The organism is Lapidilactobacillus dextrinicus DSM 20335 (assembly GCF_001436095.1).
Classification (GTDB): Bacteria; Bacillota; Bacilli; order Lactobacillales; family Lactobacillaceae; genus Lapidilactobacillus; species Lapidilactobacillus dextrinicus.
The window spans coordinates 176,365-201,418 of sequence record NZ_AYYK01000001.1 but is presented as its reverse complement, the minus strand read 5'-3'; the positions used below and the strand labels follow the sequence as shown (position 1 = coordinate 201,418).

At 38.3% G+C, this 25,054-nt stretch carries 23 protein-coding genes, 2 pseudogenes, 1 riboswitch and 1 other annotated feature; of the genes and pseudogenes, 22 read left to right on the top strand and 3 right to left on the bottom strand.

What is annotated here, in order from left to right:
• The first annotated feature begins 3 nt into the window (after positions 1 to 3).
• From pstB (FC84_RS01005) to FC84_RS00985, 5 genes are all read left to right on the top strand, one after another.
• Positions 4 to 813 (top strand): phosphate ABC transporter ATP-binding protein PstB, encoded by an 810-nt coding sequence (gene pstB, locus FC84_RS01005; RefSeq protein WP_057754007.1) that lies wholly within the window; start codon positions 4 to 6, stop codon positions 811 to 813.
• Between the two features lie 26 nt (positions 814 to 839).
• A complete protein-coding gene (pstB, locus tag FC84_RS01000) occupies positions 840 to 1,604 on the top strand; it encodes a phosphate ABC transporter ATP-binding protein PstB (protein ID WP_057754002.1) in 765 nt (254 codons plus the stop codon).
• A gap of 15 nt (positions 1,605 to 1,619) precedes the next feature.
• Positions 1,620 to 2,303, top strand: a complete 684-nt coding sequence (gene phoU / locus FC84_RS00995; protein ID WP_057753999.1) for a phosphate signaling complex protein PhoU — start codon at positions 1,620 to 1,622, stop codon at positions 2,301 to 2,303.
• 265 nt (positions 2,304 to 2,568) lie between these two features.
• Positions 2,569 to 3,516 carry a LacI family DNA-binding transcriptional regulator gene (locus tag FC84_RS00990; RefSeq protein WP_057753996.1) on the top strand — a complete coding sequence of 316 codons (948 nt, stop codon included), beginning with the start codon at positions 2,569 to 2,571 and terminating at the stop codon, positions 3,514 to 3,516.
• A 208-nt stretch (positions 3,517 to 3,724) separates the two neighbouring features.
• Positions 3,725 to 4,171, top strand: a complete 447-nt coding sequence (locus FC84_RS00985; RefSeq protein ID WP_057753993.1) for a PTS sugar transporter subunit IIA — start codon at positions 3,725 to 3,727, stop codon at positions 4,169 to 4,171.
• Positions 4,172 to 4,303: 132 nt separating this feature from the next.
• On the opposite strand, the gene FC84_RS00980 is transcribed toward FC84_RS00985, so the two are convergent.
• A complete protein-coding gene (locus tag FC84_RS00980; RefSeq protein ID WP_057753990.1) occupies positions 4,304 to 4,960 on the bottom strand; it encodes a PASTA domain-containing protein in 657 nt (218 codons plus the stop codon).
• 232 nt (positions 4,961 to 5,192) lie between these two features.
• Here FC84_RS00980 and FC84_RS00975 point away from each other — a divergent pair, with 232 nt between their 5' ends.
• The 3 genes and pseudogenes from FC84_RS00975 to FC84_RS00970 all read left to right on the top strand — a co-directional run bounded on the left by FC84_RS00975 (position 5,193) and on the right by FC84_RS00970 (position 6,248).
• The gene (locus FC84_RS00975) at positions 5,193 to 5,525 is read left to right on the top strand and encodes a PadR family transcriptional regulator (RefSeq protein ID WP_057753988.1); all 333 of its coding nucleotides are present in this window, start codon (positions 5,193 to 5,195) and stop codon (positions 5,523 to 5,525) included.
• A gap of 46 nt (positions 5,526 to 5,571) precedes the next feature.
• Positions 5,572 to 5,892: pseudogene (locus tag FC84_RS08995) on the top strand (DUF1048 domain-containing protein); the annotation flags it as partial.
• 59 nt (positions 5,893 to 5,951) lie between these two features.
• The gene (locus FC84_RS00970; RefSeq protein ID WP_057753985.1) at positions 5,952 to 6,248 is read left to right on the top strand and encodes a DUF1048 domain-containing protein; all 297 of its coding nucleotides are present in this window, start codon (positions 5,952 to 5,954) and stop codon (positions 6,246 to 6,248) included.
• Positions 6,249 to 6,360: 112 nt separating this feature from the next.
• On the opposite strand, the gene rpsD is transcribed toward FC84_RS00970, so the two are convergent.
• Positions 6,361 to 6,972, bottom strand: coding sequence for a 30S ribosomal protein S4 (gene rpsD / locus FC84_RS00965; RefSeq protein ID WP_057753982.1), 612 nt, complete (start codon positions 6,970 to 6,972; stop codon positions 6,361 to 6,363).
• Between the two features lie 223 nt (positions 6,973 to 7,195).
• Complete coding sequence (locus FC84_RS00960; protein WP_057753979.1) at positions 7,196 to 7,675, bottom strand: GAF domain-containing protein; 480 nt, start codon at positions 7,673 to 7,675, stop codon at positions 7,196 to 7,198.
• 170 nt (positions 7,676 to 7,845) lie between these two features.
• On the opposite strand from FC84_RS00960, the gene FC84_RS00955 reads away from it, so the two are divergent.
• The 14 genes and pseudogenes from FC84_RS00955 (at position 7,846) to FC84_RS00885 (ending at position 24,859) form a co-directional block, all read left to right on the top strand.
• A complete protein-coding gene (locus FC84_RS00955) occupies positions 7,846 to 9,588 on the top strand; it encodes a septation ring formation regulator EzrA (protein ID WP_057753975.1) in 1,743 nt (580 codons plus the stop codon).
• Between the two features lie 208 nt (positions 9,589 to 9,796).
• Positions 9,797 to 10,951, top strand: coding sequence for a cysteine desulfurase family protein (locus tag FC84_RS00950; protein ID WP_057753973.1), 1,155 nt, complete (start codon positions 9,797 to 9,799; stop codon positions 10,949 to 10,951).
• Between the two features lie 78 nt (positions 10,952 to 11,029).
• Complete coding sequence (gene thiI, locus FC84_RS00945) at positions 11,030 to 12,247, top strand: tRNA uracil 4-sulfurtransferase ThiI (protein WP_057753971.1); 1,218 nt, start codon at positions 11,030 to 11,032, stop codon at positions 12,245 to 12,247.
• 122 nt (positions 12,248 to 12,369) lie between these two features.
• The gene (locus tag FC84_RS00940; protein ID WP_057753968.1) at positions 12,370 to 13,008 is read left to right on the top strand and encodes a redox-sensing transcriptional repressor Rex; all 639 of its coding nucleotides are present in this window, start codon (positions 12,370 to 12,372) and stop codon (positions 13,006 to 13,008) included.
• A 106-nt stretch (positions 13,009 to 13,114) separates the two neighbouring features.
• Positions 13,115 to 13,322, top strand: a binding site (T-box leader).
• 736 nt (positions 13,323 to 14,058) lie between these two features.
• Positions 14,059 to 16,719: a valine--tRNA ligase gene (locus FC84_RS00930; RefSeq protein ID WP_057753962.1), complete on the top strand. Its 2,661-nt coding sequence runs from the start codon at positions 14,059 to 14,061 to the stop codon at positions 16,717 to 16,719.
• A 65-nt stretch (positions 16,720 to 16,784) separates the two neighbouring features.
• Positions 16,785 to 18,083: a bifunctional folylpolyglutamate synthase/dihydrofolate synthase gene (locus FC84_RS00925; RefSeq protein ID WP_057753959.1), complete on the top strand. Its 1,299-nt coding sequence runs from the start codon at positions 16,785 to 16,787 to the stop codon at positions 18,081 to 18,083.
• A gap of 48 nt (positions 18,084 to 18,131) precedes the next feature.
• Positions 18,132 to 18,815 carry a RadC family protein gene (radC, locus tag FC84_RS00920; protein ID WP_057753956.1) on the top strand — a complete coding sequence of 228 codons (684 nt, stop codon included), beginning with the start codon at positions 18,132 to 18,134 and terminating at the stop codon, positions 18,813 to 18,815.
• 498 nt (positions 18,816 to 19,313) lie between these two features.
• Positions 19,314 to 20,174, top strand: coding sequence for a rod shape-determining protein MreC (gene mreC, locus FC84_RS00915; RefSeq protein ID WP_057753953.1), 861 nt, complete (start codon positions 19,314 to 19,316; stop codon positions 20,172 to 20,174).
• Complete coding sequence (mreD, locus tag FC84_RS00910) at positions 20,175 to 20,699, top strand: rod shape-determining protein MreD (protein WP_057753950.1); 525 nt, start codon at positions 20,175 to 20,177, stop codon at positions 20,697 to 20,699. It begins immediately after the preceding gene.
• A 25-nt stretch (positions 20,700 to 20,724) separates the two neighbouring features.
• Positions 20,725 to 21,390 (top strand): septum site-determining protein MinC, encoded by a 666-nt coding sequence (locus FC84_RS00905; protein WP_057753947.1) that lies wholly within the window; start codon positions 20,725 to 20,727, stop codon positions 21,388 to 21,390.
• A pseudogene (gene minD, locus FC84_RS00900) lies at positions 21,390 to 22,154 on the top strand (septum site-determining protein MinD); the annotation flags it as partial. The gene FC84_RS00905 and the pseudogene minD, both read left to right, overlap by 1 nt.
• A 572-nt stretch (positions 22,155 to 22,726) precedes the next feature.
• Complete coding sequence (locus tag FC84_RS00895) at positions 22,727 to 23,374, top strand: amino acid ABC transporter permease (RefSeq protein ID WP_057753945.1); 648 nt, start codon at positions 22,727 to 22,729, stop codon at positions 23,372 to 23,374.
• Positions 23,375 to 23,386: 12 nt separating this feature from the next.
• Positions 23,387 to 24,022 (top strand): amino acid ABC transporter ATP-binding protein, encoded by a 636-nt coding sequence (locus tag FC84_RS00890; protein WP_057753942.1) that lies wholly within the window; start codon positions 23,387 to 23,389, stop codon positions 24,020 to 24,022.
• A gap of 12 nt (positions 24,023 to 24,034) precedes the next feature.
• Complete coding sequence (locus FC84_RS00885; protein ID WP_057753939.1) at positions 24,035 to 24,859, top strand: amino acid ABC transporter substrate-binding protein; 825 nt, start codon at positions 24,035 to 24,037, stop codon at positions 24,857 to 24,859.
• A 57-nt stretch (positions 24,860 to 24,916) separates the two neighbouring features.
• A riboswitch (TPP riboswitch) is annotated at positions 24,917 to 25,015 on the top strand.
• Positions 25,016 to 25,054: the final 39 nt, after the last annotated feature.

The window sequence follows — 25,054 nt, the reverse complement described above, 5'->3', positions numbered from 1 at the left end:
TTCATGAAGACTTATGATAGTGAAGATCGCTATATTAAAGATTTAGACGATGGTAAGCGCGAGATTGCGCTATCTACTGATGATATCCATGTTTCTTATGGGACTCATGAAGCAATTCATGGCGTTTCGTTAGCTTTTGAACGGTTTAAGATTACGGCATTAATCGGAGCCTCTGGTTCTGGAAAGTCAACTTATTTACGTTCGTTAAACCGCATGAATGATAATATTGCTGGTACTAAAGTAACTGGTAAAATTATGTATCGCGGTTTAGACGTTAATAGTAATGAAGTTGATGTCTATGAAATGCGCAAACATATTGGCATGGTTTTTCAACAACCCAATCCCTTTGCTAAGTCAATTTATGACAACATCACTTTTGCCTTACAACGTCATGGTGAAAAACGTAAAGATGTCTTAGACGAAACGGTTGAAACGACCTTGAAGCAGGCTGGCTTATGGGAGCAAGTTAAAGATGATCTTCATCAAAGTGCTTTAGCTTTATCCGGCGGTCAAGCGCAACGTTTATGTATTGCTCGTGCGATTGCCATGAAGCCTGATATCTTATTATTAGACGAACCGGCCGCTGTACTTGATCCAATTTCAACGGCAACGTTAGAAGAAACATTGATGGAATTAAAAGAACGTTACACGATTATTATTGTGACCCATAATATGCAACAGGCTGGACGGATTAGTGACTATACCGCATTTTTCCATTTAGGTAATGCTTTGGAATATGATGAAACACGTAAAATCTTTACGCGTCCGAAAATTCAGGCCACTGAAGATTATGTTTCTGGTCACTTTGGTTAATTGATTGCAGCGCATAGGAGTTTATAATGTCTGAAGATAAAAATTTAATTTCAATTCGGGATTTGCATCTGTATTATGGCAAAGTTGAAGCCTTAAAAGGTGTAACCATGGATTTTCGTAAAAATGAAATTACTGCTGTGATTGGCCCTTCTGGTTGTGGTAAATCAACGCTATTGAAAACCATTAATCGTTTAAACGACTTAGTTCCAGATGTAACAGTGACAGGAACGGTTAAGTTAAATGGTAAAGATATTTATGCACCTAGCATGAACGCCGTTGATTTGCGTAAAGAAGTGGGCATGTTGTTCCAGCAGCCTAATCCATTTCCTTTTTCAATCTATGATAATGTGACTTATGGCTTACGTATTTCTGGTGAAAAGGACAAAGCCGTTCTTGATGAAGCCGTTGAACGTAGTTTGCAACAGGCCGCAATTTGGGATGAATTAAAGGATCGTTTACATGACAATGCTTTGAGTGTTTCTGGCGGTCAACAACAACGGATTTGTATTGCTCGTGTTTTAGCAACGCAACCTAAGGTTATTTTAATGGATGAACCGACAAGTGCGTTGGACCCAATTTCTAGTGATAAGATCGAACGAACCATGCTAAAATTAAAAGAAGATTATACGATTGTTATTGTGACGAGAAATATGCAACAAGCGTCACGATTATCTGATCGAACAGCCTTCTTCTTAGGTGGCAAGTTAATTGAATATGGTAAAACTAAAGATATTTTCATGCAACCTGAACATAAAGAAACCGAAGATTATATCTCTGGGCGCTTCGGCTAATAAGGAGAATAATGAATGTTTAGACAAAATTTTGATGATGAGTTAAATGACTTACATGTTCGTTTCTCAGAAATGGGCATGATGGTTAACGAGGCCATTTATAAATCAGTAAATGCTTTTATTAATCACGATAAAACTTTAGCACAAGAAGTTATTGATGCTGATGTTCAAATTAATGAACGAGAAGTTGACTTAGAGAAGCGTTCGTTTGAAATGATTGCCTTACAACAACCCGTGACAACAGACTTACGGATGATTGTGACTGTGATGAAGGCTAGTTCTGATTTGGAACGAATGGGTGATCACGCAGTTAGTATTGCCAAGTCAACAATTCGCGTTAAGGGCAACACACGTGCACCTGAAATCGAGGAAACGTTGGCCCAAATGGCGACAAAAGTTAAGCAGATGGTTGAAGAAGTACTAGATGCCTATGTTAAATCTGATGAGAAACGTGCGCGTAAAATTGCTAAGGAAGATTTACTCGTTGATGAATTCTCAAACAAAATTTACAAGATGTGTATCAAACAAATGCAAGAAGATTCAGATACGATCATTGGTAGTATGGACTATATGTTAGTGGATAGTTACTTGGAACGGATTGGCGATTATGTCACGAATATCTGCGAATGGATTATTTACCTTGATACGGGTAAGTTAATTGAATTGAATTCTAACTCTAAAGAAGAGAATGTGTTGTAAAAGCAACATTTTCAACTAAAAATAGCCTTGTCTGAACAGTTAGTTCGACAAGGCTATTTTTGTGAATTAAAAAGTGACACTAAGGTTAAAATTCAGCCAAACTAAGAATTAGTAAAATAATTAATTGAAAATTGTAACTTTTTAAATTTTATTGCCATGGAACCCGTTTCATTTGCTAAGATAGTAGAGGGAAGCTATTAGTTGCTGCTGATTAAATTGAGGCTCAGCAACTAATAACGATGATAATTAGAGGAGTTACACAATTATGACAACGATTCGGGATATTGCCGAAAAAAGTGGCTATTCTATTTCTACAATTTCACGAGCTTTGAATCATAGTGGTTATGTTTCGGCCACAGCACAAGCTAAAATTGAAGCAATTGTTAAAGAGCTTAATTATGTGCCTAACGCTATTGCGCAAGATTTAAGTACCGGTTCAACACACAATATTGGCGTTGTTTTACCAGATGTTAACCATCCATTTTATACACAATTAATTAAAGGCATGTTAGATGCTGCTTTTGATAGCGAGTATCACGTCACGTTTTTGCCTTCAGCTTATGATCAAGAACTTGAACGCCATTATTTGGAGCAGTTACGGCGAAAAGTCTATGATGGATTGATTTTTACATCGCGCGCACTAGCGTTGTCGGAATTGGCCACTTATTTACAGTTCGGACCAGTAGTGGTTTGTGAAGATCCAGGCAGTATTAAAATTCCAGCGGTCTTTTCATACCGAGAGTCAGCTTATCAAGCGGCATTTGCTTACTTAAAGAAAAAAGGTGCCCGCCATATTGCGTTTACTTTTAGTCGTCCAGAACCCATCAGTGCGACGAGTAAGGCAGTAATGCGAGCTTATTTGAAATATTATTGCGTGCCGGCGGATCAAAGGAATATTGTTGCCTACGTTAATACTTATCAAGAGGGCTACGATGCAGCACAACAATTTGTTAAGGATAATGTGATGATTGATTATTTATTTGCTAATAGCGATGATGTGGCCACAGGTGCACGCCAGTATTATTTAGACCATGGTTTGCCTGTGCCGGGGTTGGTTGGGCAAGAATATCAAGTGTCGAGCATGCTATTGAACATACCTACAATTGATCATCATTTGGATGTTGTCGGTCGAGAAGCCTTTAGAATGGTCACGGCACAACATCTTGCCACAACTCGCTTAGCTGTGCAATCAGATTTTATTTTAAGACAATAATAACTTAGGCAATGAGCATTAAATTAAAAAAGCTAAATCTCAATTCGGATTTAGCTTTTTTTAGTTAAACGAAATTTTTTAAAGCAGTTGATAATGTTGCAAAAAAATTCCAACAAAAGCCTTGACATGAAACGCGTTACATCAAATACAGTATAGGCGTGGTCAAAGGGATCACGATTAACAGTTAAAAGTCGAGGAGGAATGCACCATGTTCAAAACACTTAAAAGAAACTATGTTGCAACAGATTTTTCAGCTACAAATTGGGACGAAATCAACTTATTAACAACCGTTGCGAATAACTGTGCAGCCGAATTAGCATTAGACAATCAAGTCTTACGGAGTAGTTTCTTGAGTAGTGAGGTTAATGGTGCTTGTATCGTTGATCAACATATTGCCATTGCTCGTGCCTCGTATCCGGAATTGGATCAACCGAAATTCCGCTTATTTCCTTTGGAATCGTCCGTAGCGTGGGGCGATGATGAAATAGCTGTCGATTATATTTTAGCTGTGATTTTGCCTAATGGTCATGACGCAACTGCACTTGATCGCATTACTGCCGCTGTTCAACAACAATTCACAGAAAAAACAGTCACGGTTAGTGAAACGCGCAAACTGGAAAAGATGATGAGTAAATTAATTAAGACATTGGCCTAAAGCTGCTTTTATTGCTCGGTAGAGTTGATTTAGAATTAAGCAAAAAACGCTCAATTACATGATGCCGTCAACGTTTAGTTTAACGGTATGATTGTAATTGAGCGTTTTTTATTGTGGTTTTTGATTTTAAGATTAATCTTCTTGATTAGTGGTAGTGGAAGATTCTGGTTCGGATTCAACAGCAGAATCAGCAATATCGATCCGGCCGTCTTTAGTTTTTGATTTTTTAGCTGTTTTTTTAGTTAGATGGCGCAGACCAGTTAATGCACCTGTGGATAAAGATTTGGCGGTGTCCGTTGTTTGTTTAAGTTGTTGGCGATGAGCAGCCTGTTTTTTTGCTTTAGCATTAGTCTTGGCTGTTTGTTGATCGTCAATTATTTGTTGGCTTGCTAAGATGACAGCTTCAGTTACATAGTAGACGCGAACAAATGTCTTGAGGCCAACTTTACTTTTTTCTTTCGGCGTTGTTGAAAGTACAATATCAGGGTGAGCGTTGGCAAGCTTAGGGCTTGGTGTCATCAGGACCAAGGCGTATTGTAGTTGGTAAGTTTCTAGAATGCGCTTGGCCTCAGCCAGCGTTAAACCAGTTAGTCCAGGCATTTTAAAGTCAGCCTTGTGCTTTTCTAGATGGGCATCAATTACCTTAGCACTTTCATCAATGACACTTGGGGCTACTTTATTAATTGTATCTGCCACTGAGCCAATGCTGCCGAGTACTTTATCCACGACGGTAAAAGTTTTGCCAGCAAGATGAGTTAATTTTCCTGACTTGTCATTTGTTTTTGACATCAGCGTTCCTCCACTAGACTTGTTAATTCTCAATTATTATAGCAGGTTTAATGAAGCGCGGACAGTCTTTAAGACTTCACAGCAACTGGGGATATCAGTAAAAAGTAGCTAGCTACTTGCTTAAACAAAGTAGTTGACGAATATCTCAACTTGACCTAATATACGAATAAGCAGATGAAAAGTTGCTTTTATTTTGGTTATCTACTAAGTAATACAATTTAGGAGAAATTAGATGAAAAATATTACAGAGATGCTGAAGGGTGTCTTAGAAGGTGTCATCTTAGAAGTGATTAGCCGTGGCGAAACTTATGGCTATGAAATCACGAAACGTCTACAAGATCTAGGATTTGACGATATTGTTGAAGGAACTGTTTATACCATTTTGATGCGTTTAGAGAAAAAACAATTAGTGACCATTAGCAAACGTAAAAGTGAAATTGGACCAATGCGAAAATTTTATTCTTTAAATCAGGCCGGTCAAGAAGAATTGGTTAATTTTTGGCAGAAGTGGGCCTTTTTAGTGCAACGTTTAGAGCAACTTAAGGAGCATGATCAAGATGATTAAAAGAGAGTACTGGGATTTAAAGTAATTAAAAGCAACTAAAGAAAAATATCAACGTCAGCTTGCACGAGTTGATCAACTTCCAAAAGATTATCGTGAAGCTTTCCAAGAAGTCTCTAATTATTGGTTTAATACCTATGGTGGCTTTGACGGCTTCGACTTAATAGACACTCAAATTCAATTACTTGATCATTTAATTGAAGCAGCTCATGATGAGCTTTCAGTTCAAGATTTTATGGGACAAGATGTTCAAGCTTTTGCACGAGATTTTGGACAAGCAGCAGAGTTACCTAATTGGGTAGAACGTTATGCGACTAAAGACCAACGTAAATTGAATCAACGAGTTCAACGTAAATTAGGAGATAAATAATGAAACCATTCCAAGAATTAAAAAAGATGATCGCAGATAAAAAAGAGTGACGGCAACAAATGCAACGCGTTAAAGCCTTGCCTAAAGATTATCAAGTTGTGTATAAAGAAATCGAAAAATATCTGTTCAGTCTGGCCTCTGGTTCGGGATTAGACACGGTAGCCGGTTTATATCAATTGATTGATTTCTTTGAAGAAGGTGCTGCTCAGGGACTAGCGGTTCTCGATTATGTTGGTAAAGATGTGGGCCAGTTTGCTGAAGATTATCGCCGTTCGTTAGCAACTGATTCGTGGGTTGAGGATCAACAACATAAGTTACAGTCACGAATTGAAAGCAAACACAATAAAATGAAATAATCGTCAGTATATTACCGATGATAAATTTTAAATTAGCTTTTATGATAACAAAAAAGGACTTCTCGTGATGAGAAGTCCTTTTTGCATAACCAAAAGAATAAAATCGTAAAGATTAAAGTTTTTGGTTGTAGTATTCAACGACAAGTGCTTCGTCGATTTCTGGTTCAAGTTCTTCACGTTCTGGTAAACGTACAAGAGAACCAGTCATTGAGTTGTCATCAAAAGTAACAAATGATGGGCGGCTAACTGTGCCTTCCAATGCTGCTTTAACAATAACCAAGTTACGTGAACGTTCACGTAATGAGATTTGTTGGCCGATTTCAACTTCGTATGAAGGAATATCGACACGTTTGCCATCAACTGTGATATGGCCATGAGCAACTAATTGACGAGCTTGTGCACGAGTAGTTGCTAAACCAAGACGATAAACAACGTTATCAAGACGACGTTCGAGTAAGACCATGAAGTTAACACCGTGCTTACCTTCGCGAATTTTACCTGCGCGAACGAATAAGTTACGGAATTGACGTTCAGTCATACCATACATCATACGTAATTTTTGCTTTTCGCGTAATTGCATACCATATTCTGAAATCTTGCGACGGTTGTTAGGACCATGTTCGCCAGGAGCATATGGACGACGAGCTAATTCTTTACCTGTACCTGAGAGAGAGATGCCAAGACGGCGTGAAAGTCTCCAAGTAGGACCTGTATATCTAGACATTAAAAAATCCTCCAAAAATATAATTGGAGTAAAATACACGATCAAGGTTTGACATTCGTGCATTTACCATTGCAATCTTCGCCACGTGCAGCCGCGGGTTACGCAATTGAACTAAAGTAGTTGGTAAATGTTGACGAGCTTGCCGCCTTGTGCTGCATATTCTACACAAACGCTAGTATAACAAATCAAATATCCTAAAGCAAGTAAAACTAAGTGGTTAGCTCTAATTTGTTTGCCCGCTATTAGCCAGTAATTGACCAATTTTGGCAACTAATTCTGTTAAAATTTTCTGGTCTTGTTCTGAAAAACGATTTAACTTTGGTGAATCTAAATCTAAAACACCAATTGGCTGCTGATCGCTGCTTAAAGGGATGACCATTTCAGAATTGGTTGCAGCGTCACAAGCAATATGGCCAGCAAATTCATGAACGTTTGCAACCCGAATTGCTTTTTGTTGGGCAAAAGCTGTGCCACAAACACCGCTTTGATTAGCGATTAGCGCACATGCTAATTTTCCCTGGAAAGGTCCTAATTCAAGGCGCTTAGCTTCAGGCTGCCATAAATAAAAGCCGGCCCAATTTATATCAGGTACTAATTCTTTAATAAAGGCACTGGCATTGGCTAAAAGCGACACTTGATTTTCAGTACGATATTCTTCATCGGCAAAGATAGCGTCGAATTGTTCTAAGATAAGTTGATCCATTTTTATTCCTTTCTGCTTCAGCTTGTTAAATTAACCTTAAATAATTTATATTTTACATCAGTATATCTTGGACTGCTTGTTAAATCTGCTATAATTCTAGTTAAAGATATTTTATTATGGATAAATTTCTATGTTGAGGCAATTATTTTGTTTGTAGGGGTGTACTTATTGTGCAAAGTTGGATTTTTGTAGTCTTAGGACTTTTGATTGTCGTCTTGGCAGTTGTCTTATATGCAGCAGTTAAGCGTGGTCAAAATGAGAAACGAATTAGCCAGTTAAGCGATGATTTTGAAAAGATGACGAACCAGCCCATCTACAAGACCATTGAACAACTGGAAGCAATGAATCTTGCCGGTGAAAGTCACAAGAGTTTTGAGAAGTGGCGTAATGTTTACTATAAGCTGATTAATGATAAGTTTGGTGTTTTGTATCAGAATATTACGGATACAGAGAAGGCTAATCAAAGCTTTAAACTATTTACAGCTAACAAGATGATTGAGAGCACAACACAACAGTTAGAAGAGGCTCAATCAGAAAATAGTGACGTTGCTGACTCACTTAATCGCTTGGTTAGAAGTAGTGAACAAAACAAAGTTGAAATTGAAAAGTTGTCAACGAAATATCGAGAAATGCGTAAAGAAGTTTTAACGAAGTCATTTGATTACGGTAATTCTGTTGATGCTTTTGAAGATCGGTTAAGTGATGTGGACAAACAATTCGAACAAGTCCGCAAATTAACAAGTCAAGGCGATCACCTTGAAGCTCGGCAAGGACTTGCTGATATTAGTAAAAAACTTGATGAGCTTAAAGATATCATGGTTCGTATTCCACCGCGTTATCATGAATTAAACGTTGAGTTCCCTGATCAATTAACAGAAATTAAAAACGTTTATGAAAAAATGCGGGCTGACCATTATAACTTTACTAAACCCGGTATTTTAGAAACCGTTGCCTTATTGCACAATAAGATCACGGTTACTTCACAAGCTTTAGGTAACTTAGATTTACCATTGGTTGAGCAAAACAATCAAGGCATTGTGACGCAAATTGACGAATTATATGATCGTTTGCAAGAAGAAATTGATGCTAAAAAAGAAGTTGAACAATTACAAAAAGATACTTCTGAATTCTTAAACCATGCCAGTATTTCAGTGACGAACTTAATTATGTCGTTGGATCATTTAAGCCAAAACTATGTGTTGACGCATAATGAATTAGAAGAAGCACGACGGATGCAATCAGAAACAGCTGACATGCATAAAGAATATGATATTGCTATTCAAGAGATTGCTGATCATCAAGCTGTTTATACTGAAACAGTTAAAGAGTTTAATGAGATCATTACTAATTTAAATGAAATGCAAGCTAAGCAATATCAAATTAGCAATGGCGTTTCTGGCCTGTTTGAAGGCGAAAGGGTCGCCAAACAAAATGTAACGCAATTCGAGTTAAGCTTAAAGAATATTCAACGTGATGTTGAACAAATGCATTTGCCAGGTTTGCCAAAATCTTACACTGAATATTTCAGTATGGTTAGTGATGAAGTTGCTAAGCTAAAAAATAATTTAAATCAAGTCCAAATCAATGTCGAAGATATTACGAAACAAATGTTGATGACGCAAGAAGATTTAAATACTTTGACCCAAAAGTCGGAAGATTTGCATGATGCTGCTGTTTTAACAGAACAAGCTTTGCAATATGCTAACCGTTATACTTATGGTAATGAGACGTTAGCAGGTGCTGCTAATGAAGCTAAACGAATTTATAATCAAGAATTTGATTATGAAATGGCGTTAGATACGATTGCATCAGCCTTAGATCAGGTTGAACCAGGTTCATTTAAACGCATTGAAGCTTCATATTACAACACAAATGCGGACAATGAAGCACAAGACCAAGACGACGCCGAATAAAGTTACTTGTTATTTTAAAAAGTTTAATTTATACTAAGTGAAAAATTGCAATTATTCATTGCAATTCACAGTTTACGGATCTGGGTCAAGACAACCCAGGTCCTATTTTTTGGAAAGATTAAGGTGACGTGCATCATTTGAACAAAGTATCTTTGTTGTCAATGTCATTTTGATTGGTATTTGTTGATATTTAAGGGAGATAGGATTTTTGATTTATTTTGATAATAGTGCAACGACAAAAATAGATCCACAAGTATTGCAAACCTATAATACCGTAGCCAATGATTTCTGGGGTAATCCTTCTAGTTTACATGGCTTGGGCGATCATGCTTTACAATTATTACAATCAGCACGACAACAAATTGCTGATTTAGTTGGTTGTGCGGCTAATGAAATTTATTTCACTAGTGGCGGCACTGAAGGCGACAATTGGGTGATTAAGGGAACAGCGATGGCTAAGCGTGAGTTTGGCAAACATATAATTGTTTCAAGTGTGGAACATGCTGCTGTCTTAAACTCAGCCGCTCAACTCGAAAAGTTAGGTTGGGAAGTGACTTACGTACCTGTTGATAACCAGGGTTTTGTTAATCCTGACGATGTGGCTAAAGCAATGCGGCCAGATACAGTGTTAGTATCAGTAATGGCTGTTAATAATGAGATTGGCGCCATTCAACCGATCACAGAGATTGGTGAAATTTTAAAAAATTATCCAACCGTTCACTTCCATGTTGATGCGGTACAAAGTGTGGGTAAGAATTTATGGTCACAAGTTTTACCTGAACGAGTTGATTTTGCGACATTTTCTGCGCATAAATTTCATGGTCCTCGGGGTACTGGCTTTATTTATGCTAAAAAAGGTCGCGCATTGGGCACTTTAATGAGCGGTGGTGGTCAAGAAACCAACCACCGTAGCGGGACCGAAAACTTACCTGCTATTGCAGCGATGAGTAAGGCGTTGCGTTTGGCTGTAACTGATGAAGCTAAAAAGGCGCAACATGAATTAGCTTTAAAACAACAGTTGGTTGATTTCTTAAGTGCTTTGCCAGATATCACGATTTTCTCACCAGTTACAGCTAATTTTGCACCACATATTTTGTGTTTTGCAATTGCTGGTGTTCGAGGTGAAACAACGGTGCATGCTTTAGAAGCCAAAGATATTTATTTATCAACGACTAGTGCTTGTTCTTCACGTTCTGGCGATGAATCTTCAACGCTTAAGGCCATGAAGGTTCCTGAAAAATTAGCGACTAGTGCCGTTAGAATTAGTTTAGATGACGCTAATACTCAGGCTGAAGTTGATCAATTTATTAAAGTATTTCCTACAATTTATCAACGTTTTGAACGGATGAACGGCCGTGCTTAATTTTTGACGGCTACTGAGTAACTAAGCGTTGAAATAATGAGACGTGATTAATAGAACCTATAACCAAGGAGAATGATGATGAAATACACTGAAATAACCGTCCGTTATGGCGAGTTATCGACCAAGGGCAAGAACCGTCGCGAATTTATCGGGCGCTTAAACGGTAACGTGACGAAAGCTTTGGCCCAATTTCCTGATTTGCATATTTATCCTAAACGTGATCGGATGCATATTTCTTTAAACGGAACGGATTATGATGCTGTGATGGCGAAGTTATCCAAAGTCTTTGGTATTCAAAACTTCTCACCAAGTATTCGGATTGCTCAAGACGTTGAATTGATGAAGCAAACCGCATTGGAAATGATGACGGAATTAGCACCAACTGCGGAAACTTTTAAAATTAATACCCGTCGCTCTGATCACACCTTTGAATTAGATACGAACCAAATTAACTTAATGTTAGGCGACTACATCTATGATAATGTCCCTGGTTTAAAAGCTCAGATGAAGCATCCTGATATTACTTTACGCGTTGAAGTCCGTCATGATGGCATTTATTTGTCTTCTGAAACCATTAAAGGTGCTGGTGGTTTACCCGTTGGTACAGCCGGTAAAGCTATGTTAATGCTCTCTGGTGGGATTGATTCGCCAGTTGCTGGTTACTTAGCAATGAAGCGCGGCGTTGAAATTGAAATGGTTCACTTTTTCAGCCCACCATATACGTCAGAGCGTGCTTTGGCCAAAGCTAAAGAATTAACAGCTAAATTAGCACCTTATGTGGGAACCATTAAGTTTATTGAAGTACCTTTCACTGAAATTCAAGAAGAAGTGAAACGTTCAGTTCCTGAAGGCTATCTCATGACCGTTCAGCGCCGGTTCATGTTACGATTAGCTGTTAAAATGGCTGAGAAGCGTAATGGACTAGCTATTTTTAATGGTGAGTCTGTGGGTCAAGTTGCTTCACAAACGTTGGAAAGCATGGTAGCAATTAACGATGTGACGAATATGCCAATTATTCGTCCAGTAGCAACTATGGATAAGAATGAAATCATTGATATTGCTGAAAAAATTGATACTTTTGACTTATCTATTATGCCATTTGAAGACTGCTGTACAATTTTTGCGCCACCACGTCCTAAGACTAGACCACGTTTAGACAAGGCTCGTTACTATGAAGAAAAACTTGATGGTGAAGCTTTAATGGCTCGCGCATTAGCTGGTGTTAAAATAACGGAAATCCATAGTCACGATGAATTCTTAACGACTGATCAAGCTGATATTCAATCTGTTTTATAAACTATCACTGATTATGTTTTAAATTAGCTGTGACTCATCAAAAGCGCGTCGTCTCTTGCAGATGAAGCGCTTTTTTGTTATTCTATAAATGTGATTTAATTAACAAAAATGGAGTAGCTACGATGACACCACACAATAAAAAAATTCCACGCATGAGTTTAGAACGCCTGCCAATTTATTATCGAACATTGTGTAATTTAGCGGATAATGGTTATTTGCGAATTAAGTCAGCCCAGCTAGGGAAGATTATTCAAATTGAACCAACCACAATTCGCCGTGATTTTTCTTACTTTGGTGATTTAGGAAAAAGCGGTTATGGCTATGATATTGCTCATTTAATTCAAATTTTCGGTGAAATTTTAGAAGTCAATGAAACACAGGGCTTGGCATTAATTGGTGTTGGTAATTTAGGCCGCGCGCTATTGATAAATAATTTTCGGCGAAACCCTAATTTAGAAATTATTTCCGCCTACGATGCTGATCCACACGTCATTGGTGAAACCATCAACAAAGTGACGATTCAACCATTAAGTGATTTAAAGGCAACTATTCAAACGCAACAGATTAAAGGCGTTATTTCGACAGTACCAAGCCATGCGTTTCAAGAAGTGGTTGATTATTTAGTGGATTGTGGCATTACGTCAATTTTGAGTTTTGCGCCTGAACCGGTGCACGTTCCTAAAAATGTGCACGTTCGTTATTTGGATTTAACCAGTGAGGTTCAAAATCTATTATTACTTGCAGAAATTTCCGACGTTTAATCAAGATTGGATGATTTATAGAAAGTTTCAAATAAGTAACTCAAACAAATACTAATGACGACATCATTCCAGTTGACGAATTCTTTTTTCTAGGCTAACATGAACGTTAATAACATTGAATAAGAGCGATTGATGGACTGGCTTACAGTGAGGAAACGTTAGTGGAAAGTTTCTAGGTATAAATCAATTGGTAGCTTGTGAGTTGCGATAATGAAAATAGTAGTTCTCGCCGGGCCACGCCGTTATTGTGTTTGAGTTGGAAGTTGGTTTTACTGACTTCAATTTAGGTGGTACCGCGAGCAATCGTCCTATAGTTGATAGGGCGATTTTTTGTCGGCTGAAAAATTAGATAATGTGGGCGTGCCGGGCTAAAAGTTCAAGACCTAGAACTATGAGATTGTCCTTCTTCGTGCCTGTGCGAAATACACGGTGGAACGCTGCGAACGTCGATTTAAACCAAATAAATTTGTCAGAGCGGAACTAAAACCACTAGCTGGCTAGTCTTCATGGCTCCAGAAAATCTGCGGTGGAACGTTGCGAGCATCGATTTAAGCCGAATCAAAACCAATTCGTCTTAAATACGAGCTTTGTTGTAAATGGTCCAACCATTAACAACAATTCCGCGACTGACCGCAATTTTCTTTAGCCACTGACTAAATAGAGTTGATAAAGTTTGACTACAAATTTGCACTTCGTAAATTTTAAGGGTCAATTAGCCACATATTAGTCAGCGCGAAGCAAGGTTGCCAGCTTGTTAATTTAGTGGCAGTGAAAAATATCGTTCAGCTGTGAAATTGCTGTTAGTGGTTTGACCACTAACAGCAAGGCCGAGCTTTAAGACAAATTGAGTTTTATTTGGCTTAAAGTCGTACCCACAGCGTTCCAGCGTTAAATATTTTTCACCGCCACGGCGAACACTACCTTCTATGTACAACCTCTGCGCAAGCACGAAAATACCCCACAAGTCAAATATTTCAATTTTCTCAAGTTCAATGTTCAGCTTCATCATCACAATGTTAATTTAGATTTTTAATAAAGGAGTTATTAACCATGGCAGAAGAAATGGCACCAAAATATGATCCGCAGGCCGTTGAAGCGGGTCGTTATCAAACTTGGTTAGACGAAGATGTCTTCAAGCCAAGTGGCGATCAAAAAGCAAAACCATACTCAATCGTCATCCCACCACCAAATGTTACAGGTAAGTTGCACTTAGGTCATGCTTGGGACACGACGTTACAAGATATGATTATTCGCCAGAAGCGGATGCAAGGCTACGATGTTTTGTGGCTCCCTGGCACTGACCACGCGGGTATTGCTACTCAAGCTAAGGTTGAAGCTAAGTTACGTGAAGAAGGCGTCACGCGTTACGACCTAGGCCGCGAAAAATTTGTCGGCAAAGTTTGGGATTGGGTTGATGAATACGAAAAAACTATTCATGACCAATGGGCTAAAATGGGTATTTCCGTTGATTATTCACGAGAACGATTTACTTTGGATGAAGGCTTGTCTAAAGCAGTTCGTAAAGTTTTCGTTGACTTATATAACGAAGGCTTAATCTATCGGGGCGAATATATTATTAACTGGGATCCTCAAGCACAAACAGCTTTGTCTGACATTGAAGTTATTCACCAAGATGATCAAGGCGCTTTTTATCATGTGAAGTATCCTTTTGTTGATCCAGAACAAACTTTTAATGGTAAACACTATATTGAAATTGCAACAACACGTCCAGAAACAATGTTTGGTGATACAGCCGTTGCTGTTAATCCAAGTGATGAACGTTATAAAGCATTAGTTGGTACGGAAGTTATCTTGCCATTACAAGGCCGCCATATTCCAATTATTGCTGATCAATATGTTGATCCAGAATTCGGTACTGGGATGGTTAAAATCACACCAGCACATGACCCTAACGACTTCCAAGTTGGTAATCGTCATGACCTAGAACGAATTAATACCATGAATCCAGATGCAACTATGAACGAAAATGCCGGTAAGTATCAAGGCATGGATCGTTTTACGGCTCGTAAAGCAATGGTTGCTGATTTAGAGGCTGAAGGTTATTTAATCAGTACAGATCCAATCGTTCATAGTGTTGGTCACTCTGAACGGACAGGCGTTCAAGTCGAAGCACGTTTGTCAACACAATGGTTTGTTAAGATGAAGCCATTGGCAGAAATGTCACTTGCTAATCAAAAAACTGAAGATCGGGTTAATTTTGTACCTGAACGTTTTGAAACAACGTGGAGCCAATGGATGGAAAACATTCATGACTGGGTTATTTCTCGTCAACTTTGGTGGGGTCATCAAATTCCAGCCTGGTATCATAAAGAAACTGGCGAAATTTATGTTGGTATGGAAGCACCCAAGGATATTGAAAATTGGGAACAAGATCCTGACGTATTAGATACTTGGTTCTCCAGCGCTTTGTGGCCATTTTCAACAATGGGTTGGCCAGATACTGATAGTGAAGATTTCAAACGTTATTTCCCAACTTCAACGTTAGTAACGGGTTACGATATTATTCCGTTCTGGGTTGCTCGGATGATTTTCCAAAGTTTGAAATTCACAGGCAAACGACCTTTTGAAAATGTCTTAATTCACGGTTTAATGCGTGATGAACAAGGTCGTAAGATGAGTAAGTCTCTAGGCAACGGTGTCGACCCAATGGACGTTATTGCTAAGTACGGTACCGATGCTTTACGTTGGTTCTTATCAACAGGCTCAACGCCAGGTCAAGATACACGTTTCAGTTATGAAAAAGTTGCTGCTGCTTGGAACTTTATTAATAAAATTTGGAACGCAAGTCGTTTCGTCATTATGAACTTAGGCGATATTAAGGCAACTGATCAACCAGCTAGTCGTGATCGTTATGATTTATCTGATCGCTGGATTTTGAGCCGCTTGAATTCATTAATTGCTGATGTTACACGTTTGAATGATAACTTTGAATTCGGTGAGTCTGGTCGTCTCTTGTACAACTTTATTTGGAACGATTTCTGTGACTGGTACATCGAAATGAGTAAGGCTGTCTTAAATGGTGATGATGAAGCGGCTAAAACAGCAAAACGTCAAAACTTACTCTATGTCTTAGACCAAATTTTACGGCTAATGCATCCAACGATGCCATTTGTTACCGAAAAGATTTGGTTAAGTATGCCACACAATGGTAAATCTTTGGTTGTGGCTAAATACCCTGAATACAACGCTGATTTAGCCGATGATGATGCTGAAAAACAAATGTCAGCTTTAATCGAAGTTATTCGTGGCGTTCGTAATATTCGGACGCAAGCTAACGCACCAATTTCTAAACAAGTTGAGATTTTAATCAAGACAAGTTCCGTTGAAATGAAGAACATTTTAGATGATAACGTTGAATTCTTGGAACGCTTCTTGAATCCAACGACTATTGTGATTGGACCAGATGTCAAAGCACCTAAGCTAGCGATGTCAGCTGTCACAACTGACGCTGAAATTTTTGTACCATTAGCTGAATTAATCGATTTGGATGAAGAAATTGCGCGCCTTCAAAAAGAAAATGAACGTTTGACCGGCGAAATTACACGAATTGATCGTAAATTAGGCAATGCTAATTTCGTTGCTAAGGCACCAGAAGCTGTTGTTGCCGAACAACGAACGAAACGTGCTGATTACGTTAAACAACAAGAAGCAACGGTTAGTCGGATTGACGAATTACAAGCAAATAAATAAAGTATAAAAGGCAGTTTGTTGTCTTTTGCACGCTTTAAATTTTATCCGGGAATAGAGGTATGCTGATGTTTACAACGATTGAAGAGGCACTAGCTTATATTCATTCGCGACCGAAATTTCATCGAGAAAATAAATTAACGTTAATGAAACAGGCCTTAGCATTATTTGATAACCCCCAGGATACTTTTCCTAGTATTCATGTAACCGGGACAAATGGTAAGGGGTCTGTCAGTCATTTGATCAGCGAGCTATTAGTCGCTCACGGGTATCAAGTTGGCTTGTTTACATCACCGTTTATTTTACGTTTTAACGAACGGATTCAATTAAATAATCAACAAATTGGCGATGTTGACTTGTTAAAACTTGTGAATCAAGTTAAGACTAAGTTAGACGCTGCTGATTTAACGTTAACTGAATTTGAATTAGATACTGTTTTGATGTTCGTCTATTTTGCCCAACAACAAATTGATGTCGGTGTGATTGAGGTTGGAATTGGCGGCGAACATGATCGTACGAATGTCATTGAAGCAATGATTGGTGTAATTGTTTCAATTGGGCTGGATCATGAACAAATTATTGGGCCTACTTTAGCTGATATTGCCCAGGAAAAAGCCGGCATTATTAAAAAGAAGCAGACGACTATTTTAGGTGATTTACCTGAATCTACCCGAGCAATCATAACGGATAAGTTAACGGAAAAGTCCGCAACTGGTCTGTGGCTAGGACAACAACTACAATTAACAAAAGTTAAAATTAGCGCCGGTACGGCCAATTTTAGTCTAAAAGGTCCTGCTGATTTACAATTGGATCATTTACAGATGCCAGCTTTTGCTGATTGGCAAGTTACAGATGCCAGTTTAGCAATTGTTGCTGCAACCGAATTTTTGCAAAAGCAACAAACAACATTAGCTGTGCCGATTTTGCGGCGGGTATTGAGTAAATTTAATGTCGCGGGCCGCATGGAATTACTAAGTCGTGAACCGTTAATCATGATTGATGGCGCGCATAATATTAATGCAATTACGGCACTAATTGCTGGTGTTAAGCGCTCATTTGCTAATAAGCAGGTTTATTTAACCATGGGAATGATGGCTGATAAAGATATCGCTCAGGTTGCTGATTTGCTAGCAAAAACAAATTGGCAGGTAACTTGGACCACAATTCCTAATAGTGCTCGTGCAGCCTCAGAAGCTGATTTACGCCAGGTTTTAGGTGAATCAATTAGCTACACCAGTACCTGGCAAGAAGCACTTCAGCAAGCAATCACAGCCAGTGGTGGCGATGGCCTATATTTATTTGCAGGTTCATTTTATTTGATTACAGATGTGCGCCATTTTTTATTAGCAACTGAAGCGGATAATTAAAACTTTTGAATCGCCCTCTCGTATTTAAATACGAAAGGGTGATTTTTTATGGCACAATTAGCAGAAAAACAAACCGTTACGGCATTAAGACCACGAGAAGCGGCACTTAAATATGGCATTAGTGCGGCGGAAGATGTTGAACTTTTACAAATTATTTTGCGGACAGGTACGGTTAATCAATCATTGCCACAATTAGCGCAATCATTATTAACAACGTATGATAATTTAGCATTTTTATCTTTAGCATCGATTGAATCTTTAACGCAATTTTCAGGAATTGGACTCACTAAGGCCATTGAATTACAGGCAGCGTTTGAATTAGGACAGCGCGCCTTAGCACAACGTCAATTGCGTCAAGGTGTGGTGGCATCATCAAGTATGATTGGCTATCATATGTTGCAAAAATTACGGGGGTGTACACAAGAAAAGTTAATCGTGGTTTATCTAGATACGAAAAACCAAATTATTCAGGAACGTACAATTTTTATTGGTGGTTTGAACAGCTCAGTTGCTCATCCGCGTGAGATTTATCGTCAAGCAGTATTATTGTCAGCAGCGCGCTTAATTATTGTGCATAATCATCCCAGTGGTCAAATTGCACCATCAAAAAATGATATTCAATTCTCAAAACGTTTAATTGACTGTGGTGAAATAATGGGCATCACCTGTTTAGATCACCTGATTATTGGGTCAGATGAATACTTATCGCTTAAAGAAGAAGGTGTCATTTAAAATGGGCTCAAAGTAACTGGCGCAGATAAAGTTAAGCGTGAATCTCACTGTGTTAGCACACATTAATCTTCCAGTTTAGCTTCATATCGCCAACCCGTTACTTTGAACACTCTGATTTGAAACGTGCTATGAGGTGCAGTTAGTTCCGGTTAAATTAATTTGGATTAATCTTAAAGTTCAAAGATTTATCCAAATGAGTTTTATCCTCACTAACTACTCGTACTTCTCCGCACTCTGATTTTTTAAGTTTTAATTGTGAAGTCTTTTTAAGATTTTGTGGGTATGTTATAATTTGCTTTAGCATTAGTCTGTGAATAACGTTCTACTAATCAGTTGCTGGTGGTGTTTTGTGGCTGTTTTGGCGTTGCGTTTATTTGTCACGCAAGACCCGCTTGCTGGCGATAATTGTGGGATTATTTATTGATAAATACTGAAACGGACACATTAAGATCTGAATTGCGGGTTGCTGCCCGCTTTTTTGATTTATTGGAGGATCTAATGAATAAGTTTTTTTCCAACAAAAAGTTAATAATTGTGATGATTACCTTGATTGCCGTTTTTGGTATGCTGTCAGCTTCAATCAGCTTACGAAATAATCGTAATATGCCAGAACCTGTTCAACGTTTTGGCAATGATGCATTAGGAGCCGTCGGGACGGTGATTACAGCCCCTGTTAATTTTGCGCGCAATGCCACCTCAGGTGTTCGTGATTTATTAAATACTTATCAGGAAAATAAAACCCTGAAAGCAAAATTAGCCACGATTGCAGCTACTGAAGCAGAGAACCAAACCCTCAAAAATGAAAATAGTAATTTAAAGAAGCAGTTAGATTTAAATGAGACTTTAACTGACTACACTAAAATTACTGCAGCAGTCATGAGTCGTTCACCAATTAATTGGCAGAATTATTTGATGATTAATCGTGGTGCCAAAGCTGGTGTTAAGAAAAACATGCCGGTTGTTTCAGGCTCTGGATTAGTTGGTCGGGTCATTGAAGTTAATGATACGAATTCTAAGGTTGAATTAATCTCTAGTGATAACAATTCAAGCAGTCGTTTTGCTGCAGAAATTAGTACCAATGCCGATACTCCGGTAACTGGTTTAATTACAGAATTTGATGATAAAACGGCCAGTTTAGTGATGAGTCATTTAGTAACGGCTGATAGTGTTAAAGTCGGTCAAAAAGTGATTACTTCTGGTCTAGGTGGATCAACACCGCGGGGCTTATTAATTGGTACGGTCAGCAAAGTGAAGAAAGATAATTACGGCTTGGCCAGCACAATTTATGTCAAGCCAGCTACTAATTTGAATAACTTTTCAGTTGTGACGGTTATTAGTAGTTCGATCGGGGATAAATAAATGGCACATAAGTTACACCGTCGTTGGCTTATTTTAATTTTATTATTGGTTGGCTTCTTTTTAGATGGCAGCCTTAGTTTGGTGTTGGCACCATCACTATTTGCAGGTGACTTACAGGTTGCACCACAATTATTACTAATGGAAATGGTTTTGGCGACTTTTGTTGCGCCAGATGAACCATGGCTGTTTTGGTTAGCTTTGTTTTTCGGCTTCTTTTATGATTTATTCTATACAGGAATAATTGGTCAGTACACGTTAATTGTGCCTGTTGTTTATTTATTAACGCGCTATTTATTAACTTACTTTCAACAGAAGTTTGTCTACCGATTAGCCGCTAATGTTATAGCTGTCCTGCTGGCACAAGTTATTTTGTATGCCTTAGCTGTATTTTTTGCTTTATCTAATCAAAACGTCTGGGCATTCATTAGTAATGTTTTAGCACCGACAATATTATTTAATATTATTTTATTTGCAATTTGTTACTGGCCCAGCCAGAAGTTACTCGATTTAATGTATCGGGAATAATGATTGAGAAATAAGGGGTAAATTAATGGAAAATATTTCTTTAAAAGCTAGCAATACCGGCTATCAAATTGAAATCCCGGCAACGAGTGATTTTGAACAAAGTTTAACTGAATTAAAAACAATGTTAAAAAAAGTGCGGGGTGCTGATAAAAGTACGCATGATACAGAATTTTCAGTTAAAACTGGTCAACGTCTTTTAACATCAGAACAACAAGTTGAGTTAGAAAAAGTAATTACAGCATTTGATCACTTCTCTATGGGGACTGTTGTGGCAGATGTGCAGACTAACGAAGCTGCTGCAACTGCCTTACATGATCAAAAAGTTTACTTCGTGCCACAAATTATTCGCAGTGGCCAAGAAGTCTTTTTTGATGGCGACGTTGTTTTATTAGGCAAAGTTCATCAAGGTGCGATTCTAGAAGCTGCTAAAAATATTTATGTCGTGGGTAATGTTGATGGTGCTGTTTTACATGCGGGTTATCCAGATAATAACGATGCAATTATTACCGGTGATGTGCGTAGAGCAGCACAGATTCGAATTAGTAATCTAGTGGCAATTGTTGCGGATAGTCCTGAATTAGGTCAACAGAAGTTTGCCTACATTAACGATCAACATGAATTGGCTTATGCTGCGATGACTGATTTGGAAAAACAAAAACCTGAACTCTATCGACAGATGGAGGCGCAATAATGGGAACCGCCTTAGTTATTACTTCTGGTAAAGGAGGCGTGGGTAAAACCACGACGACTGCCAATTTAGGCGCCGCTTTAGCTTTATTAAAAAAGAAAGTTTGTGTGGTTGATCTTGATTTAGGTTTACGAAATCTTGATTCCGCACTGGGCTTACAAAATCGAATTATTTATACAATTGTTGATGTTATTCAAGGACGAGCTGAAGTTAGTCAGGCTTTGATTGCTCATCCTGATTTTGCTGATCAACTTTATTTATTGCCTGCTGCTCAAAACGCGGATAAAAATGTTTTAACAGCTCAAGCCGTTAAACGCGTTGTTGGCGAATTGAAACAAAAGTTTGATTTTGTCTTGTTAGATTGTCCGGCCGGAATTGAAACGGGTTTTGAAAATGCCGTTGCTGGTGCAGACGGCGCGATTCTAGTCACCAATCCTGAAAATGTGGCGGTTAGTGATGCCGATCGAATCGTAGGTTTGTTAGAAGCACGCCATTTGGAATTTGGTCCACGATTAATTATTAACCGTATTCGTAAAAACTTGATGCAACAAGGCTTAACCATGAATGTGGCGCAAATTACAGAGCATCTAGCAATTCCATTATTAGGAATTGTTTTTGACGATGATGAAGTTATTGCAGCTGCTAATCAAGGTAAATTAGTTGCTGCTGAAGAGAATAACCCTGCAGCTCAAGGTTATCAACATATTGCTCGGCGCATGTTAGGCGAAACAGTACCGCTAATGTCCTTAACAGACGAGCCAAAAACAACAGTTACAACTAACGAGCAAACATCTGCCACAACAGTTGATGATGATGCTGTGACTGAAGAACCAACAGTAACGAATGATCAAGCTGTTGAAAATACTAATGATTTATCTGAGACCACAATGGCCGAAGAAACAACGCCAGAACCACCGAAAAAATTAAGTTTCTGGCAACGTCTTTTTGGTCGTCATAAGTCATAATTGTTGTCTTTAAAACAAGAGGCTTGACTTTTAGGACGTAACTGCTTATTATTCTCGTTATAGATTTTGATTGTGTTTTTGAATTGTCCCGGCAATAACCGCTTTGTTCAGAGAAGTCCTGGTTGGTGAGAAGGATTGATAAGTTATTGTGCACAACAATTTAACAATTAAATTTTATAAGTGTTGAATGATGAATAAAATAGTAAATGGTTGGCCCCGTTATCAGTGCAGTTTATAACTGTGTGAGTCAGTAATTGTGAGATTACTGTAAGTTCGAGGTGGAACCGTGTTTAAAATGATTAAATACCCTCTAGACATTTTGTCTAGGGGGTATTTTTTTATTGGTTGTTTAATTAACAGAGGAGTGTGGATAAATGAATTGGCATTATATTAGTGCAATTTTACCAGCATTGTTAGATGGAACTAAGATGACATTAAGTATTTTTTGTTTAACGTTAGTTTTGGCAATACCGTTGGGATTATTAGTGAGTGTTGGTCTACATTCTAGATTTAAACCAGTGCAAGCAATTTTAAAATTATATATTTGGCTGATGCGCGGCACGCCATTGTTACTCCAATTAATTTTTGTTTTTTATGGACTACCAATTATCCACATTGTTTTTCAACGTTTTTCTGCAGCGCTATTTGCTTTTGTGATTAACTATGCGGCCTATTTTGCCGAAATTTTTCGTGGTGGGTTACAGAGTATTGACAGTGGACAAGTTGAGGCCGGTCAAATGCTAGGCCTCAAGTCCGGGCAAATTTTCCGCTATATCACCTTGCCACAACTTGTTAAAAGCGTCATTCCTGCCATGGGCAATGAGGTGATTAATTTAGTTAAAGATTCTTCGTTAGTTTATGTTTTAGGTTTAGGTGATCTATTAAGAGCAGGAAATATTGCCATGGCGCGTGATGTTACCTTAGTGCCGTTATTGTTGGTCGCAGTAATTTACTTATTATTAACGGCTGTCTTAACTTGGGGATTACGTCGTTTAGAGCAACATTATGCTTATTATGAATAGGAGGTATCATTAATGTTAAAACTTGAAAAAATCAATAAAAAAATAAATGGTCGTCCTATTTTAAAAGACGTTTCCTTTGAAGTCACTCAAGGACAAACACTTTGTATTGTTGGTCCTAGTGGTGCTGGCAAAACCACACTATTGAAAACAATCATTGGGTTAACTGATTATGATAGCGGTGAGATTTTATTAAATGGTCAGAAATTTGTTCCGACAATTGATAATGTTAACCAAGGCGTTATCGGCGTGGTCTTTCAAGATTTTCGGTTATTTCCTCATTTGAGTACTGCAGAAAATGTTAGCTTAGCACCACGCTTAAAATCTGGTCGCGACTTAAAAAATATTCAAACAGAAACACTAAAGTTACTAACTCAATTAGGCTTGGCTGATAAAGCTGATTTATACCCATTTCAATTATCTGGTGGTCAAAAACAACGTGTCGCAATTGCCCGGGCCTTAGCACTTCACCCACAGATTCTTTGTTGGGATGAACCAACCTCGGCATTGGATCCAGACATGCGTGATAATGTGGTTACGTTAATTACGCAACTGAAGCAGGAAAAAATTACACAAATTGTCGTGACTCATGATTTAGACTTTGCCAAAAAAATTGCGGATCAAATGTACCAATTAACACCGGTAGAATAGGAAGTGAACCAAATGAAGAGGAAATGGCAGTTCCTATTAGCTTGTTGCTTGATCTTGTTTCTACCGTTATTAACAGCTTGTTTGAATTCAATTCGTAATTTGGATACTGTTAATCAAAAGCAAACAACTTTAATCGTAGGAATTGATGATACTTTTGTACCCATGGATTTTCAAGCCAAAGATGGTCGGATTATTGGTTTTGATGCTGATTTAGCGCGAGCTGCTGGTCAAAAGTTAGGCCAAAAAGTAAAACTACAGCCTATTGATTGGGATATGAAAGAAACTGAATTACGCAATGGCACGATCGATTTGATTTGGAATGGCTATACTAAAACGAAGGCTCGCCAAAAACAAGTGGATTTTTCGCAACCATACTTGCGTAATCGTCAAGTCCTCGTTACTGAAAAAAGTAGTGGCATTAAGTCATTCGCTGCGATGAAAAATCAAAAGTTGGGGTTACAGAATGGTTCTTCTGGACAAACTTTATTCAATACCCAACCGCAAGTGCTAAAAAACATTGTGGCGCAAAATTCCGCTATTCTCTATGATAATTTCAACAATGCTTTTTTAGATTTACAAGCAGGACGGATTCAAGGTGTTTTAGGCGATAGTATTTACGCTGGTTATTATTTACGACAACATCAAAATCAACAGCAATTTAATGTTGTCACGGGTGGTTTTCCCGAAGAAACTTTTGCTGTTGGTGTACGTAAATCGGATGTTAAATTACGGCGGCGTCTTAATCAGGCCTTAACGGCACTTTATCAAGACGGCACGATTCGCAAGTTAAGCCAAAAATGGTTCAAGGAAGACTTGAGTATTCGGCCAAAGGTCTGAACTTGACAGTGAGTTAAAATAACGCTTTAATAATGGAGTATAGAAAACCGAATAATTACCATCACAAAGGGGAGCCATTGTGGCTGAGAGTGATTAAGTTCAGACCCTCGAACCTGTTGTGTTAAGACACGCGTAGGAATTGTGATGGAGTGAAAACTCCTACTTTGTTGATGGTAAAAATAACAAAGGAGGAGT